This is a genomic window from Bradyrhizobium sp. CCGUVB14 (assembly GCF_024199935.1).
Taxonomy (GTDB): domain Bacteria; phylum Pseudomonadota; class Alphaproteobacteria; order Rhizobiales; family Xanthobacteraceae; genus Bradyrhizobium.
Genome location: NZ_JANADS010000001.1, coordinates 5,230,968 through 5,246,300 on the forward strand (window position 1 = coordinate 5,230,968; position 15,333 = coordinate 5,246,300).

The window sequence follows — 15,333 nt, forward strand, 5'->3', positions numbered from 1 at the left end:
GACGACGAGGCGCATCTCATGGGTGTCTCAGAACCCTTCATCCGCCGGCCGATCGCAACCTCGTTGCTCGGTATTGCGCTGCTGATTGGCGGCGCGCTCGGCTATTTCGCGCTGCCGGTCTCCGCGTTGCCGCAGGTCGATTTCCCGACCGTGCAGGTGTCGACGCAGCTGCCGGGCGCGAGTCCCGACGTGATCGCTTCGCTGATCACAGCGCCGCTGGAGCGGCAGCTCGGGCAGATCCCGTCGCTGACGGCGATGAATTCGACGAGTTCGTTCGGCGTCAGCCAGATCTCGCTGCAGTTCGATCTCAACCGCGACATCGACGGCGCGACGCAGGACGTGCAGGCCGCGATCAACGCGGCCGCGGGCGTCTTGCCCAAGACGCTGCCTTACCCGCCGACCTACGCCAAGGTGAACCCGGCGGATGCGCCTGTCATGACGCTGGCGCTGCGCTCGGACACGATCTCGCTGCGCGCGATGAGCGATATCGCCGACACGCTGCTGGCGCAGCGGCTGAGCCAGATTTCCGGCGTGGGTCGTGTTTCCGTGCTCGGCGGGCTGAAGCCGGCCGTGCGCATCCAGGCGGATCTGGCGCGGCTGGCTGCCTACGGCATCGCCATGGAGGATCTGCGCAACGCGATCGCCAACGCCAACGTCTCCGGGCCGAAGGGCTCCCTCGACGGCGCCCAGCAATCCTACATCATCGCGGCCAACGACCAGATCGCCGCCGCCGACGCCTACAGGCCGATCATCATCGCCTATCGCAACGGCTCGCCGGTCACGATCGGCGACGTTGCGCAGATCGTCGACGGGCTCGAGAACGACCGCACCGGCGGCTGGTACCAGGGCACGCCGGCCGTCATCATCGACATCCAGCGCCAGCCCGGCGCCAATGTCATCGACGTCGTCAGCCAGATCCGCGCCGAGATCCCGAAGGTCCAGCGCGCCATACCGGCCGGCGTGCACCTGACCATCGTCTCCGACCGCACCGTCACCATTCGCGCCTCCGTCCACGACGTGCAGTTCACGCTGATCCTCAGCGTGGTGCTGGTGACGCTGGTGGTGCTGTTGTTCCTGCGCTCGCTGCGCGCCACGCTGATCGCCGGCGTGGCGCTGCCGCTGTCGCTGATCACGAGCTTCGGCATCATGTATTTTGCCGGCTTCAGCCTCGACAATCTGTCGCTGATGGCGCTCACGATCGGCACCGGCTTCGTGGTCGACGACGCCATCGTCATGATCGAGAACATCGTGCGCCATATGGAAAATGGCGACAGCGCGATGACCGCCTCGCTCAAGGGCGCGAGCGAGATCGGCTTCACCGTGATCTCGCTGACGGTGTCGCTGATCGCGGTGTTCATCCCGCTGCTGTTCATGTCGGGCCTGGTCGGCCGCATGTTCCGCGAATTCGCGCTGACCTTGACGATCGCGGTCGTGACCTCGGCGGTGGTGTCGCTGACGCTGACGCCGATGATGTGCTCGCGCCTGCTCAAGCACGCCCATGAGGAGCTGGCGGTGCCGGGGCTGGCTGCCATCAGTCGCTTCATCGACCGCACCGTCGACTTCTACCACCGCACGCTGCTCGTGGTGTTGCGGCACCAGCGCACCACGCTGGTCGTGACCTTTGCCACGCTGGTCGCAACGCTGGTGCTCTATGTCGTCGCGCCGAAGGGCTTTTTGCCGCTCCAGGACACCGCCTCGATCACGGCTGTGACGGAGGCGGGGCCCGATGTCTCGTTTGGGGAGATGCAGAAGCGGCAGGCCGAGATCGCCGACGCCATCAAGGCCGACCCCGACGTGACCGGCGTGGTCTCGGTGATCGGCGCGGGCTCGGTCAACCCGACCACCAATGTCGGCCGCCTGGTCATGAGCCTGACGCCGCGCGGCGAGCGTCGTGACGATGTCAGCGTCGTCATTGCCCGGCTGAAGGAGAAGGTCGCCGGCATCCCCGGCATGACCGTCTACTTCCAGCCTGTGCAGGACGTGCAGATCTCGACCCAGTCGAGCCGGTCGCAATACCAGTACACGCTGACCGGTACCGATGCGACGCTGGTGTCGGAATGGGCGAAGAAGCTCGTCGACGAGATGCGGCACGATCCCCTGTTCCGTGACGTCTCCTCGGAGGCCCAGGAAGGCGGCCTGCGCGCGCAGCTCGACGTCGATCGCACCCGCGCCGGGCAGCTCGGCGTCAGCCTGCAGGCCATCACCGACACGCTCAACGATGCCTTTGCGCAGCGGCAGATATCGACCATCTACGGCCAGGCAAACCAGTACCGCGTGGTGCTGGAAGCGCTGCCGATGTACCAGCGCGATCCTTCGATCCTGTCGAAGCTCTATTTGCCGGGCGGGGCCAGCAGCTCGGTGGTCGGCGCGCCCAACGCGCAGGTCCCACTCGACGCGGTGGCGACGCTGAAGCGTACCACGGCGCCGCTGGCAATCTCGCACCAGGCGCAATTCCCGGCGATCTCGCTCTCCTTCAACCTCGCGCCGGGCGCCGCGCTCGGCGATGCCGTCGAGGCGGTGAAGGCGATCGAGACCCGGATCGAGATGCCCAACAGCATCGTCGGCGTCTATGCCGGCGACGCCGCCGAATTCGCCAAGGCGCTCGCCGGCCAGCCCTGGCTGCTGCTCGCTGCCGTGATCACGATCTATATCGTGCTCGGCGTGCTCTACGAGAGCTACATCCACCCGATCACGATTCTCTCGACGCTGCCCTCGGCCGGCGTCGGCGCCATCCTGGCGCTGATCCTGTGCGGGCAGGATCTCTCGGTCATCGGCCTGATCGGCATCATCCTGCTGATGGGCATCGTCAAGAAGAACGCGATCATGATGATCGACTTCGCGCTGGAGGCCGAGCGCGGGCAGGGCATGCCGGCGCATGAGGCGATCGTGCAGGCGTGTCTGTTGCGCTTCCGCCCGATCATGATGACGACGCTGGCCGCGCTGTTCGGCGCGCTGCCGCTGGCGATCGAGAGCGGCACCGGTGCAGAGCTGCGCTTCCCGCTCGGCATCTCCATCATCGGCGGCCTGCTGCTGAGCCAGCTGCTGACGCTCTACACCACGCCGGTCATCTATCTCGCGCTCGACCGCATCAACCGCCGCCTCGAACAGGCGCTGCCGCCACCGGAGCCCGACGCGCCGCCGACGGCGGGCGCGACCGAGGGGATGCAGTGATGGCATCGATCTCGGAGCCATTCATCCGCCGCCCCGTCGCGACCACGCTGCTGTCGATCGGGCTGTTTCTGCTGGGGGGCGTCGCCTACGAGTTCCTGCCGGTTGCTTCGGTCCCGAATGTCGACTTCCCCGCCATCTTCGTCTCGGCGAGCCGTCCCGGTGCCGACCCTTCCGTGATGGCCGCGACTGTGGCTGCGCCGCTAGAACGGCGGCTCGGCGAAATCGCAGGCATCAACCAGATCACGTCGACGAGCTCTCTCGGCACGGCCAACATCCAGCTCCAGTTCGATATCGGCCGCAACATCGACAAGGCGGCGCGTGACGTGCAGGCCGCCATCAACGCCGCGCTGGTCGACCTTCCCAGCGACCTGCCGGCGCTGCCGCGCTTCCGCAAGGCGAATACGGCAGGCGCGCCGGTCTTCGTGCTGGCGCTGACCTCCAAGACGCTGTCCGCCAGCGCCATCTACGACGTCGCCGATACCGTACTGGCGCAGCGCATCTCGCAGGTGCCGGGCGTGGGCGATGTGACCGTGTCGGGCGCGGACCAGCCGGCGGTGCGGATCCAGCTCAACCCGGTGGCGCTGTCGAATGCGGGGATCGCGACCGACGACGTCCGGACCGCCATCATCAACGCCAACCCGCTCGGTCCGGTCGGCATCTTCAACGGCGAGCGCCAGAGCGAGACGCTGTCGCTGAACAGGCAGATGCGCACGGCCAAGGAATTCCGCGACATCGTCATCAAGAGCTCGAACGGCAATTTCGTCCGGCTCTCCGACGTCGCCGACATCGAGGACAGCGTCCGCAACGCGCGCTCGATCGCCTGGTTCAACAAGCAGCCGGCGGTGCTGATCCAGATCACCAAGCAGGGCGACGCCAACGTCATCGACACCGTCGACCGGGTGAAGGCGCTGGTCCCCGAGTTGAAGCAATGGATCCCGGCCGGCGTCGACGTGTCCACGCTGGTCGACCGCACCACCACGATCCGCGCCAGCGTGATGGACATGCAGTGGACGCTGCTCGCGACCGCGGTCCTGGTGATGGTCGTCGTGTTCGTGTTCCTCCGCCGGGTGACGCCGACGGTCGCGGCCGGCATTTCGGTGCCGCTGGCGCTGGCCGGTACCTGTGCCGGGATGTGGGTCGCGGGCTTCTCGATCGACAATCTGTCGCTGATGGCGCTCGCGATCTCGGTCGGTTTCGTGGTCGACGACGCCATCGTCATGATCGAGAACATGTTCCGCAATCTCGAGCACGGCATGCGGCCGATGCAGGCGGCGCTGGAGGGTGCCAAGCAGATCGGCTTCACGGTCGTTTCGATCAGCCTGTCGCTGATCGCGGCGTTCACGCCGCTGATCTTCATGGACGGCATCGTCGGCCGCCTCCTGCGCGAATTTTCGCTGACGCTGACCTTTGCGATCGTGGTCTCGACCCTGGTGTCGCTGACTGTCACGCCGATGATCTGCGCCCATTACATCCGGCAGACGACGTCGGGTTCCGCCACGCTGTTCGACCGCCTGATCGAAGGCTCGCTGTCGCGCATCGTCTCGTTCTACGCCCGCACCCTGCGCGCCGTGCTGGAGTTTCCGTTGCTGACGCTGCTGGTGTTCTTCGCCACCATCGGCTTGACGGTGATGCTCTACATCAAGGTGCCCAAGGGCTATTTCCCGACGGACGATTCCGGCTTCGTCATCGGCGCGACGCGCGCCTCGGCCGACATCTCGTTCCAGTCGATGCTGACCCTGCAGCAGCGCCTCGCCGACATCGTGATGCAGGATCCGGCGGTGGCCGGCATCGGCTCGACCGTCGGCAGCGGAGGCGGGGGCCCGGGGGCTGCGACCTCGAACCGCGGCACCATGTTCATCAGCCTGAAGCCACCGGAGGAGCGCGACCACGTCTCGACGCAGGTGGTGATCGACCGGCTGCGGAAAGCACTGTTTCCTGTGCCCGGCATCCGCCTCTTCATGTTCGCCGCGCAGGACGTCCGCGCCGGCGGCCGGCAGAGCGATTCCGACTATCAGTACACGCTCGCCTCGACGGATCTCGATCTGCTGCAGAAATGGGCGCCGATCGTGGCCAAGCGCATGGAGACGGTCGAGGGCATCACCGACATTTCCAGCGACCGCGATCCCGGCGGACTTCAGCTGACACTGAACATCGACCGCCAGAAGGCGGCCGCGCTCGGCGTCAAGGTCCAGGACATCGACAACGCCCTGAACAACGCGTTCTCGCAGCGCCAGATCGCGATCATCTACACCCAGCGCAACCAGTACATGACCGTGCTGGAGATCGACCCGAAATTCCAGGTCGATCCGTCCAATCTCGAGCGCATCTATGTCGCCGGCGCCAATGACGTGCAGGTGCCGCTGTCCGCCGTGGTGCACGCGACGCGCGGGCTGGCTGCGCTTGCGGTCTATCATTCGCAATCGGTGCCTTCGACGACGGTGTCATTCAATCTGCTGCCCGACGTGCCGCTTCAAGCCGCGACGCAAAACATCCAGCGCGCGGTCGACGAGTTGCACATGCCTGAGGGCATCCGCGGCAGCTTTGACGGCAATGCCGGCGATTTCGCCAAGACCAGTGGCCGGCAACCACCGCTGATCCTCGGCGCGCTGGTGGCAATGTATATCGTGCTCGGCGTGCTCTATGAGAGCTTGGCCCATCCACTCACGATCATCTCGACGCTGCCCTCGGCCGGCCTCGGCGCGCTGCTCGCGCTGCAGATCACAAACACGCCGCTGACGGTGATCGCCTTCGTCGGCATCATCCTGTTGATCGGCATCGTCAAGAAGAACGGCATCATGATGGTCGACTTCGCGCTCGATGCCGAACGCCAGCGTGGCCTGTCGTCAGCCGAAGCGATCTTCGAGGCCTGCCAGGCACGCTTCCGCCCGATCCTGATGACGACCATGGCGGCGCTGTTCGCCGGCATTCCGCTGGTCGTCGCGACCGGGCCGGGCACGGAGCTGCGCCGCCCGCTCGGCATCACCATCATCGGCGGACTGTTCGTCTCGCAGATCCTGACGCTCTACACCACGCCCGTGATTTACCTCCTGATCGACCGTCTGCGCCGGCGGTCCGAGCCGCAACCGCTCGCGGCGCCGGCGGAATAGGTTGTTGCAGCGCGGCTTCGAGCGTATAGCGGCGGCATGTCGAACCCAGCTGAAACCACGGCCGCAGCGCCGGAGCCGATTCCCGAATGCCCGCACTGCCAGAAGCCGATGCCGCTCTGCATCTGCGACAGTGTCACGCCGATCGAGAATGGCCTCGAGCTCCTGATCCTCCAGCATCCGCAGGAGCAGGACAGGGCGCTTGGCACGGCGCGGCTGCTGGCCCGGCATTTTGCCGATGCGACGGTCCGCGTCGGCCTGTCCTGGCCGAGCCTGTCCAAGGCGCTCGGGCACCCCATTGAAAACGCCTCGCACTGGGCCGTGCTCTATCTCGGCTCGGCCCGCGCAGCCGACCTCGACGTGGCGAGCGAGATCGTCGCGCTCAACCGCAAGGGCGAGGTCGCGGACAACCAGCGCGCCATTCTCGGCAAGCTCGAAGGCGTGGTGCTGCTCGACGGCACCTGGAGCCAGGCCAAGGCGCTGTGGTGGCGCAATCCCTGGATGCTGAAATGCCAGCGCGTGATCCTCAACCCGGCGCACCCGTCGCGCTACGGGCGGTTGCGCAAGGAGCCGCGCAAGGACGGACTGTCGACCATCGAGGCAGCCGCAACGCTGCTGGCGGGCCTCGAGCGGCGTCCCGACATCGCCGAGACGCTGAACGCCAGTTTTGAACGGCTGTTGACGCGCTACCGCGAAGTTCAGGCCGAGATGCCGGAACTGGCGCCAAAGCCGGCGCCAAAAGGCCGGCGACGCGATTTCCGGCGCGGCAAACGGTCCTGATGTGAGCCGATCTCGTCCGTACGGTTGATTGCCCTGTCAGGAGCGGGCAGATACAGACCGTCCGAGCCGGAGCAGAAGGGGCAGCCGAATTCAGAGCGCAGCGAAGGAGATCCTGGCCCAGGCAGCGCAGTTCGATCGCTGGGGCACGCTCGCCCTGATGGACATTTCGCTGCGCTACCGGCGTACCGTGATCGGGCCGCTCTGGATCACGCTGACGCTTGCAGCGACGATCGTCAGTGTCGGCACGGTCTACGCCGCGCTGTTCAAGCAGGATATCACCGCCTTCCTGCCGTCCTTCGCGGTTGGCCTGATCGTCTGGACGCTGATCGCCACGACGCTGCAGGAAGGTTCCAACATCTTCGTGGCCTCCGGCCATCTGATCAAGGCGGTGCCGGCACCGCTGATCGTGCACGTGCTGCAGATGATCGCGCGCAACGTGCTGATCTTCGCCCATCATCTCCTCATCGTCGTCCTGCTCTACGTCGTGATGCCCTGGCCGCTGCACGCGAGCATGCTGCTCGTCGTGCCGGGCTTTGCGATCCTGCTCATCGTGCTGCTCGGCGGCTCGGTCGCGCTTGGCATGCTCTGCGCGCGCTTTCGCGACATCGGATCCGCGATCGTGAGCGGCCTGCAATTCATCTTCTTCCTCACGCCCGTGATCTGGACCGAGGACAGCGTGCGCGGCACCGCGTTCCATTGGCTGACGCGAGTCAATCCGTTCGCGACGCTGCTCGATCTCGTGCGCAGGCCGCTGTTGTCGCAGCCGATGGATGCGGAGCAATGGCTGCTCGGCCTGGCTTACGCAATCGCCGTCGCCGCCGTCGGGCTGGGGTGCTACGCAAAATTCCGCCACCGCGTGGCATATTGGCTGTGAGGGGCGGGATGAGCACCACGGCCCATATCGTGCTGCGCAACGTCTCGGTCACGTTTCCGGTGCTGTCGTTCCGCGACCGTTCGCTGCGCAGCCGCTTCGTTCGCGCCGTGACCTTGCGCCGCGAGGCGGCCCGTCCGCACATCGTCACTGCGCTGGATGGCATCGACCTCGACATCCGTGCCGGGGACCGCGTCGCAATCGTCGGCGCCAACGGCGCCGGCAAGACCACGCTGCTGCGGGTCCTTGCCGGCATCTACCATCCGACCTCAGGCAGCATCGACGTGCTCGGCCGCTGCCTATCGCTGTTCGACCTGTCGGCCGGCTTCGACGAAGAGGCGACCGGCTACGAGAACATCATGCGCCGCGGCCTGGTGATCGGTGCCCGGCGGACCGAGATCGATGCGCGGCGCGCGGAGATCGCTGAATTCACCGAGCTCGGCGACCGGCTCGACCTGCCGCTGCGGACCTATTCCAGCGGCATGATGCTGCGCCTGATTTTTGCGGTCGCCACCGCCGTCGAGGGCGAGATCGTGCTGCTCGACGAATGGATCGGCGTCGGCGACCAGCAATTCCGGAAAAAGGCGCGGCAGCGCCTCGACGAGATCGTGGCCCGCGCCGGCATCCTGGTGCTGGCCTCGCACGACGTCGACCTGATCAAGAGCACCTGCAATCGCGCGATCCTGCTGGAGGAGGGGCGGATCACCGCGGCGGGCACGACTGAGGAGATTCTTGCCAGATACCTCGGGGCCGCCAAGGTGTAACTGGCCGGTCGGGGTTGCCTAAGCCGTTGATCCCCTATATTGCTCCGCCCTTACGGGGCCACGTGGCGGAGTGGTTACGCAACGGTCTGCAAAACCGTGTACACCAGTTCAATTCTGGTCGTGGCCTCCATCACAAGCTTCTGATATTTCAGCGCAAATTGTGGTTTGTCCGAGTTCCGCCGATCGTGCGGGCGGAGCCGGCCGAGCCATGCCCACCGGGTTTGCCCGGGGCTTGCTGGAAACCCTCGATTCAGGCCGGATGGCACAACCTTCGCATCTGCGAAGGGATGCAGTCCCGACAATCGAGCGCTGGAGAGCACGTGGGCGAGATCGTCCGATTTATCCCGAAATCCGAGTTGGAGCGGGCTCGCCTCATTGCCGAGGCGCGCGCGATCTATGACAGCATCTTCCCGCCGGCTGAACCCGACCGGGCGCAGCGGGACGACGAGGATGGCGTCAAGAATTGATCGCAGCAGGCCCCGAGGCCCGCAATCAGGTCGGGCCGGAAGGTCTTAGCAGGCGGCGTACCAGCCGTCCGGAAAGGGCACGAGGGGCCAGGCACCCTCATTGTCATTCGCGGCCTTGGGCGTCGCGAAAAAGCTCCACGAGCGGGGCACGAATTCCTCCTCCGGCGCGGGCGCGAAATCTTCATTGATCATGGCGTCGCGGACGGCTTCCAGCATCAAGTTGAATTCGGCTTCGCTCATCACACCCTCCGGAACGCGGATGGCGCACTGTCGCAAAGCCGGTTTGTTTCCCGATTGACCCGATCGTTCGCATTTTAACGATCGGCCGATCGAGATCCGTTTGGTTAGCGATTCCTGAAAAATCCCCAGAGATCCCCGGATGGAACTTTAGGCGTCTCCAGGCAGCGGCCAGTGTGAAAGAGATCACATCCGGCGCGATTTATTCCTCCTACCCATACCCCCACGCCGGCCAACGCAGGCCGGGCGAGCAGGGCAGACAGGAGACTGGTCATGAAGGCGAGGTTCTTACGGTTTGCGGGTGTGACCAGCCGGGCGCGTCGCGCCTCGACGGTCGGGCTGTTCCTGACGCTGTTCGCCACCGCCGCGAGTGCGCAGCAGGGCACGCCGGAGCAGCGCCGGGCCTGCACCCCCGACGTCTACCGGCTCTGCGCCGGTGAAATCCCGAACGTCCGCGCCATCACGGCCTGCCTGCGCCGTAACCGCTCAAGCTTGAGCGAGGCTTGCCGCACCGTGTTCGACCAGGCAGGTGGCTGACGGACCCCTGTGGATTTGTGCGCAGCAAGTACTTTGCGCGGTCAGCGCAAATCCGTCAGGCCCGGCCTGTTGATATGCTGCGGAGAAGCTGTTGAACGGCGGATATCCGGCGCAATTCCGAAAGGTCGTCGAATCATATCTGTCAGATTTATGAAGCAGTTTTGTCTGGCAGCAAAATCATCTGATTTGTCGGAGCCTCGTGGCCCGCACGACTGCATCTCGTTTCGGCAGGCCGATCTAGCGCTTGCCGAACCATTCCTCATAGATCCTCTGGTACCTGTCGCTCTCGCGTAGCCCCAACAGGGCTTCGTTGACCTGCTTGCGCAACGGGCTGCCTGTCGGAAAGACGATGCCGTAATCTTCCTTGTGGAACACCTCGCCGACGGTCCGCGCCGATCCCCGGCCATCGTGGGTCGTGTAGTAGAGCAGCGCGGGTGAATCGAACACGACCGCGTCGATCTCGTGGTTCAACAGGGCATTGTAGAGGTCGTCGACTTTCTCAAACTCGACCATCTGAGCCTTGACCTCGTTCAGATAGGCGGTCGCGGTGCTTCCTCGCGTCGTGCCGACGGTCTTGCCGACGAGATCCTGCGGGCCGTTAATCGGTCCCTTGATCTGTTGCACGGTCAGTGAAGCCGTCAGCTGCGCCGTGTAGAAGGCAACGAACACGACGCCCGTGAACATCCACAGCACGGCGACGATCCGCGCCATCCAGTGCCGTGGCATTTGATCCGCCTGGGTGGCCAGCGTGCCTGCCGCCCAGAACATCGCATGGAAGATTCCCGGGAAATAGTTCTTGGTTGGAATGATCCCGCTGTGATGCGTGCGCTCGACCAGGAACATCAGGTGCGCCGGCACGAGGATCAGGAGAAGCGCGATGCCGAGCCAGACCAGCAGGGTGCGCGAGAAGAACAGTTGCGCCAGCTCGCGCAGCGGATTGGCCTCGACATTGACGGCCGTGCCGCGAACGAGAATTTGCAGGCCCGAGTTCATGATCGGCTGAGAGAAATCGAATCTGTCTTCCCGCTCCGACGTGATCGAGATGGCTGCGATGGCGAGATCGGCCTGTCCATGTCCCACGGCGTCGAGCAATTCGCGCACATCGGGCAACACGACGTATTCGGTCTCGCGGTTCAGTTGTTTGCCAATGCTGTTCCAGAGCTCGATACTGAAGCCGGTCAGCGTGCCGTTCTTCTCGACGACCATGGGCGGCACGATGCGGGTTGCCACCCGGAGCTTGGCGCTCTCGGCCTGAGCCGCCGACCAGGTCATGCAGACGAGCAGGGCCAATACCAGCCCGCGCACGACATTGGCTACAACCGACCAGGGCAGCCGATCGCTTCGAGCGCGAGAACTGGTCGCCGGTTGCGGACGAGGCATCGATGGGTTTCCCGGTCTCGAACCGCGCTGTCGGCGGACGCTTGAGGACAGTCCCGTTCCGGATTGATGGCCCAGTCCCGTACAAAACACCATCCCTCGTGTTGGCCGTCGGGCAAAGCACACCGCGCCCCCGTCAATCCACGCCCGGCAACATATTCGCCTTTACGGAAATTCTGATTTGACGCATTCCTCCTCCACCTCACCCCCGGTCAGAGAGGGCGTGACGGTTGGGAGACGGTCGCGCCCACACCGCATCCTGTTCCGGGTCCGCACGGACTTTCCGTAAAATTGCAACCCGCGCGTGCAAGAAGTCTTGATCCGCGGTGATTTAGAGGTGATGGCGCGTCTTGAACGCAGCCCCGGGCGACAGCGACTAACCCTCCGAGTGCATCAGGATCAGTGGAACGTGATTGAGCTTCCCCCTTGTAAAGCACCAAAATGGTGCTTTAGTGCTTTCCATGAGCCCGTCGCCCCGACATGCGCCATCGGCGCTGCGTTACAGGCTAGCCCCTGACCCGGCCGCCAAGGCCGCGATGGAGGCGACGTTTGGGGCTTATGACCGCATGATGGAGATCCTCGACGAGGTCGCGCGGACCCATAATGTGGGCTCCAACGTCGTGCTGCTGCATGCCCATGCCTATGAGCCGATCCGCAAGGAGACCTCGCTGCCGTCGCGGCTGGTGACGCTGGGCCTGCGCGACCGCGCCGACTATCGCGCGGCACAAGGCCGCCGCCTGCCGCTCGACGACAAGCTCGCCAAGATCAAAGGCCCGGCCACGATTTCGATATCGACCGTACAGGGACGCTTCAGCGTGCCCTTCGACTACGCCGGCTACGCGGAGGGTTGGGGCCAGAGCGTGCCCGCGCACCTGATCCGCACCGACGACGGTTTCGAGGTTCACTACGGCGTCACGCCGAACAGTCTGCCAGAGGAGGAGAACGCTATGGATACCATCGCTGCCGCTCCCGAAAATTTCCTGTCCCGGGTCGGACGTCTGATCGCCGGCATCGCCTATGACGCGATCGAGCAGGCGGAAGGCAACAACAAGCTGAAAGTGGTCGGCCAGGCCATCCGCGAGATCGAGCGTGCCGAAAGCGAGGCGCGCGATGCGCTCGCGGCCGCGCGCGCCGAGGAATATCGCCTCAATGCGCGCCGCACCGAGATCGAACGCGAGATGACCGATCTCGCCGCCAAGATCGAGGGTGCGATCGCAGATGGCCGCGACGATCTTGCCCGCGCCGGCATCGCGCGGCAGATGGACCTGGAAGCGCAATTCGAGGTGCTCTCGCGCGCCATCGACGAGAACAACGAGAAGATCGAGCAATGCGTGACGTCGCTGCGTGCGGTGCTCTCGGCGCTCCAGGATGCCGAGCAGCGGCGCGTCGATTTGGAGAAGAGCGAGGCGGTGGCCAGCCACCAGGCCTCGACCTCGCCCCGCAAACGTGGCGGCACGTCCGCGGCGGGCAAGGCGCTGCGCGCGGGCAGGGCAGTGGCCCGCGTCACCGGCGTGCCGCCGGGCATTCCTTATTCCAGCGACATCGACGAGCTCAGCGCGTTGCATCGCAACAAGGAGATTGCGGCGAGGCTCGCGCGGTTGAAGTCGCGCTCCTGAGGTTCGTGTCATGAGCGCATTGCTCGAACACGTCATGTCGCCCGAGGTCAGGCCGTTCGCGATCGCCGCGGCCATGATCCTCATCGTCGGCACGCTCGAAGTGGTCACGATGCTGGTTGGAGCCTCGCTCAGCGAGATGCTCGGCACCAGCGTCGATTTCAGCCATCCCAGCGACAACGGCGTGATCAACGCCATCTCCTGGATCAATGTCGGCGGCGTGCCGCTGCTGATCTTCCTGCTGCTGGCGCTCGGCGCCTTCTCCATCACCGGCTTCCTGATCCAGGATGTCGCGCGGATGGTGGCCGGTCCCTTGCCGGCCTCGATCGCTTCACTCGCGGCGGTCGTCGTCTCGGTCCCGCTGGTGCGGGGGGCGAGCCGCGGCATCGCCCGGATCATTCCCAAGGACGAGAGCTATGTCGTCGGCCTCGGCGATCTCGTCGGCCGCGTCGGTGAGGTCGTGGTTGGTCCCCTCGACCAGGGACCGCCCGGCCGCGTCAGCGTCGCCGACGTGCACGGCAACAGGCATTTTGTACTGGCGGTCGCCGCACCCGACTCGGCGCCATTGCCGCAGGGGACCCTCGTCCTCCTGGTTGATCGCGTCGACACCCGTTTCGTCGCGGTGAAGGCCGACGATGAACTCAAACCGACCAAACCCACTCTAAGCCAGCAAGTCCATTAGCGGAGAAAGTCATGTTCGACATCGCAGTCCCGGCCATGATCGGCGTCGCGCTGATCGTTGTCCTCGGGATCATCTTCACCATCCTCTATAAACGCGCCACGCGCGACGAGGCGTTCGTGCGCACCGGCCTCGGCGGCAAGAAGGTCGTGCTCGACGGCGGCGCCATGATCCTGCCGATCTTTCACTCCTATGGCAGCATCAACCTGAAGACGCTGCGGCTGACCGTCGAGCGCAAGGAGCGGGAATCGCTCATCACCAAGGACCGTTTGCGCGTCGACATCGTCGCTGAGTTCTACGTCCGCGTCCGGCCCGACGAGGAGAGCATCGCGCTGGCGAGCCAGACGCTGGGGGCGCTGACCAACGATGCCGAAGCGCTGCGCAACCAGGTCGAGGCCAAATTCGTCGACGGCCTGCGCTCGGTCGCCGCGACCATGACCATTCTGGAGCTCCAGGAAAAGCGTTCGGACTTCGTCAAGCACGTACAATCGACCGTGGAGTCCGACGTCAAGTCGAACGGCCTCGAACTGGAGTCGGTGTCCCTGACCAAGCTGGACCAGACCGACGTCAAGTTCTTCAACCCGGAAAACTTCTTCGACGCCGAAGGTTTGACCCAACTGAAGACCATTACCGAAACCCGACGGCGCGACCGTAACGCCATCGTGCGCGACAACGAGGTGGCGATCGCCCAGAAAGACCTCGAGGCACGGCAGCAGACCCTGACCATCGAGCGGACCAAGAAGGAGGCCGAGCTGTCGCAGGAGCGCGACATCGCCAACAAGACCGCGAGCACCCGCGCAGAAGTCGCGACCGCCACGCAGACCGCACGCCTGACCGAGGAGAATGCCCGCATCGACACCGATCGGGCCGTCGCGGAAAAGGAGGCGGGAGCCAAGCAGGTCAAGGAAACCGCGGTCATCGAGTCGGACCTCGCCATCAACAAGCGCAAGACCGACGCCCAGCGCGAGATCCAGATCGCCACCCAGGAGAACGAGATCCAGATCGCGTCCAAGAGCAAGCAGACCTCGGAGGCCGTGGCCGAAGCCAAGACTGCGGAAGCGCTGGCCGTCTCCGCGGAGGAAAAGGTCGTTACCGCACGCGCGGTCGAGGTCGCCGATCGCGCCCGCCTGACCCAGGTGCTCGCCGCGCGCACGGAAGCCGAGCGCAAATCGACCGAGCTGATCGTCGCCGCCGAAGCCGAGAAGAAGGCATCGCTCGACCGCGCCGAGGCCGTCAAGACGCTGGCCACGGCCGAAGCCGAGTCCAACAAGATCAAGGCGGTCGGCGTCCGCAATATCGGTGAGGCCGAGGCTGCCGTCATCACCATGAAGAACGAGGCGCAGAACAAGCTCGGCGCCAACGTCATCGATTTCGAGATCGCCAAGAAGCGGATCGAGACGATGCCGTCGGCGCTGGCCGAGATGGTCAGACCGATCGCCAACCTCAAGGACGTCCGCATCCTGCACACCGGCGGCGCTTTTGGCGGCAATGGTAATGGCGCTGCGGGCGGCGGCGTCGGCTTCGGTGAGGGGCTCGCCGGCGAGCTTCTCAAGGTTCACGCGCTGCGTCCGATGATCGACGAGATCCTGCGCCAGAGCGGTTTTGCACCGGGCGATGATCCGGTGAAGGCGCTGGTCGGCGCCGTGACCGGCAAGGCCAATGGTGCTGCGGTCGCGCCTGCGACCGTGTCCGTGCCGGAGAAAGCAAACACCGCCGATCTATGAATGCCGGTT

The 15,333-nt window shown here is 65.1% G+C and carries 12 protein-coding genes and 1 tRNA gene; 11 read left to right on the top strand and 2 right to left on the bottom strand.

Translation table 11 applies throughout. From position 1 onward, the window contains the following. Nucleotides 1-18 precede the first annotated feature (18 nt). From NLM32_RS24275 to NLM32_RS24305, 7 genes are all read left to right on the top strand, one after another. Nucleotides 19-3,171, top strand: coding sequence for an efflux RND transporter permease subunit (locus tag NLM32_RS24275; RefSeq protein WP_254131387.1), 3,153 nt, complete (start codon nucleotides 19-21; stop codon nucleotides 3,169-3,171). Then, a complete protein-coding gene (locus NLM32_RS24280; protein ID WP_254131388.1) occupies nucleotides 3,171-6,278 on the top strand; it encodes an efflux RND transporter permease subunit in 3,108 nt (1,035 codons plus the stop codon). Before NLM32_RS24275 ends, NLM32_RS24280 begins: the two co-directional genes overlap by 1 nt. 36 nt (nucleotides 6,279-6,314) lie before the next feature. Beyond that, nucleotides 6,315-7,055 (top strand): tRNA-uridine aminocarboxypropyltransferase, encoded by a 741-nt coding sequence (locus NLM32_RS24285; RefSeq protein ID WP_254131389.1) that lies wholly within the window; start codon nucleotides 6,315-6,317, stop codon nucleotides 7,053-7,055. Between the two features lie 157 nt (nucleotides 7,056-7,212). Beyond that, nucleotides 7,213-7,929, top strand: coding sequence for an ABC transporter permease (locus tag NLM32_RS24290; RefSeq protein ID WP_254131390.1), 717 nt, complete (start codon nucleotides 7,213-7,215; stop codon nucleotides 7,927-7,929). A gap of 8 nt (nucleotides 7,930-7,937) precedes the next feature. Then, entirely contained in the window at nucleotides 7,938-8,690 is a 753-nt protein-coding gene (locus tag NLM32_RS24295) for an ABC transporter ATP-binding protein (protein ID WP_254131391.1), read from the top strand. Nucleotides 8,691-8,746: 56 nt separating this feature from the next. Next, a tRNA-Cys gene (locus tag NLM32_RS24300) sits at nucleotides 8,747-8,820 on the top strand. A 190-nt stretch (nucleotides 8,821-9,010) separates the two neighbouring features. Then, on the top strand, nucleotides 9,011-9,157 hold the full coding sequence (locus NLM32_RS24305) for a hypothetical protein (protein WP_254131392.1): 147 nt from the start codon (nucleotides 9,011-9,013) through the stop codon (nucleotides 9,155-9,157). A gap of 45 nt (nucleotides 9,158-9,202) precedes the next feature. Here the strand turns inward: NLM32_RS24305 and NLM32_RS24310 are convergent, their stop codons facing one another. Further along, the gene (locus NLM32_RS24310) at nucleotides 9,203-9,397 is read right to left on the bottom strand and encodes a hypothetical protein (RefSeq protein ID WP_254131393.1); all 195 of its coding nucleotides are present in this window, start codon (nucleotides 9,395-9,397) and stop codon (nucleotides 9,203-9,205) included. 270 nt (nucleotides 9,398-9,667) lie between these two features. Here NLM32_RS24310 and NLM32_RS24315 point away from each other — a divergent pair, with 270 nt between their 5' ends. Continuing rightward, the gene (locus tag NLM32_RS24315; RefSeq protein WP_254131394.1) at nucleotides 9,668-9,931 is read left to right on the top strand and encodes a hypothetical protein; all 264 of its coding nucleotides are present in this window, start codon (nucleotides 9,668-9,670) and stop codon (nucleotides 9,929-9,931) included. A 237-nt stretch (nucleotides 9,932-10,168) separates the two neighbouring features. Here the strand turns inward: NLM32_RS24315 and NLM32_RS24320 are convergent, their stop codons facing one another. After that, a complete protein-coding gene (locus NLM32_RS24320) occupies nucleotides 10,169-11,311 on the bottom strand; it encodes a transporter substrate-binding domain-containing protein (RefSeq protein ID WP_254131395.1) in 1,143 nt (380 codons plus the stop codon). A 449-nt stretch (nucleotides 11,312-11,760) separates the two neighbouring features. On the opposite strand from NLM32_RS24320, the gene NLM32_RS24325 reads away from it, so the two are divergent. From NLM32_RS24325 to NLM32_RS24335, 3 genes are read left to right on the top strand one after another with little or no spacing between them, the layout of a single operon-like run. After that, on the top strand, nucleotides 11,761-12,924 hold the full coding sequence (locus NLM32_RS24325; protein ID WP_254131396.1) for a PspA/IM30 family protein: 1,164 nt from the start codon (nucleotides 11,761-11,763) through the stop codon (nucleotides 12,922-12,924). A gap of 10 nt (nucleotides 12,925-12,934) precedes the next feature. After that, nucleotides 12,935-13,603, top strand: a complete 669-nt coding sequence (locus tag NLM32_RS24330) for an OB-fold-containig protein (RefSeq protein ID WP_254131397.1) — start codon at nucleotides 12,935-12,937, stop codon at nucleotides 13,601-13,603. 11 nt (nucleotides 13,604-13,614) lie between these two features. Beyond that, nucleotides 13,615-15,324, top strand: coding sequence for a flotillin family protein (locus NLM32_RS24335; RefSeq protein ID WP_254131398.1), 1,710 nt, complete (start codon nucleotides 13,615-13,617; stop codon nucleotides 15,322-15,324). Nucleotides 15,325-15,333 lie beyond the last annotated feature (9 nt).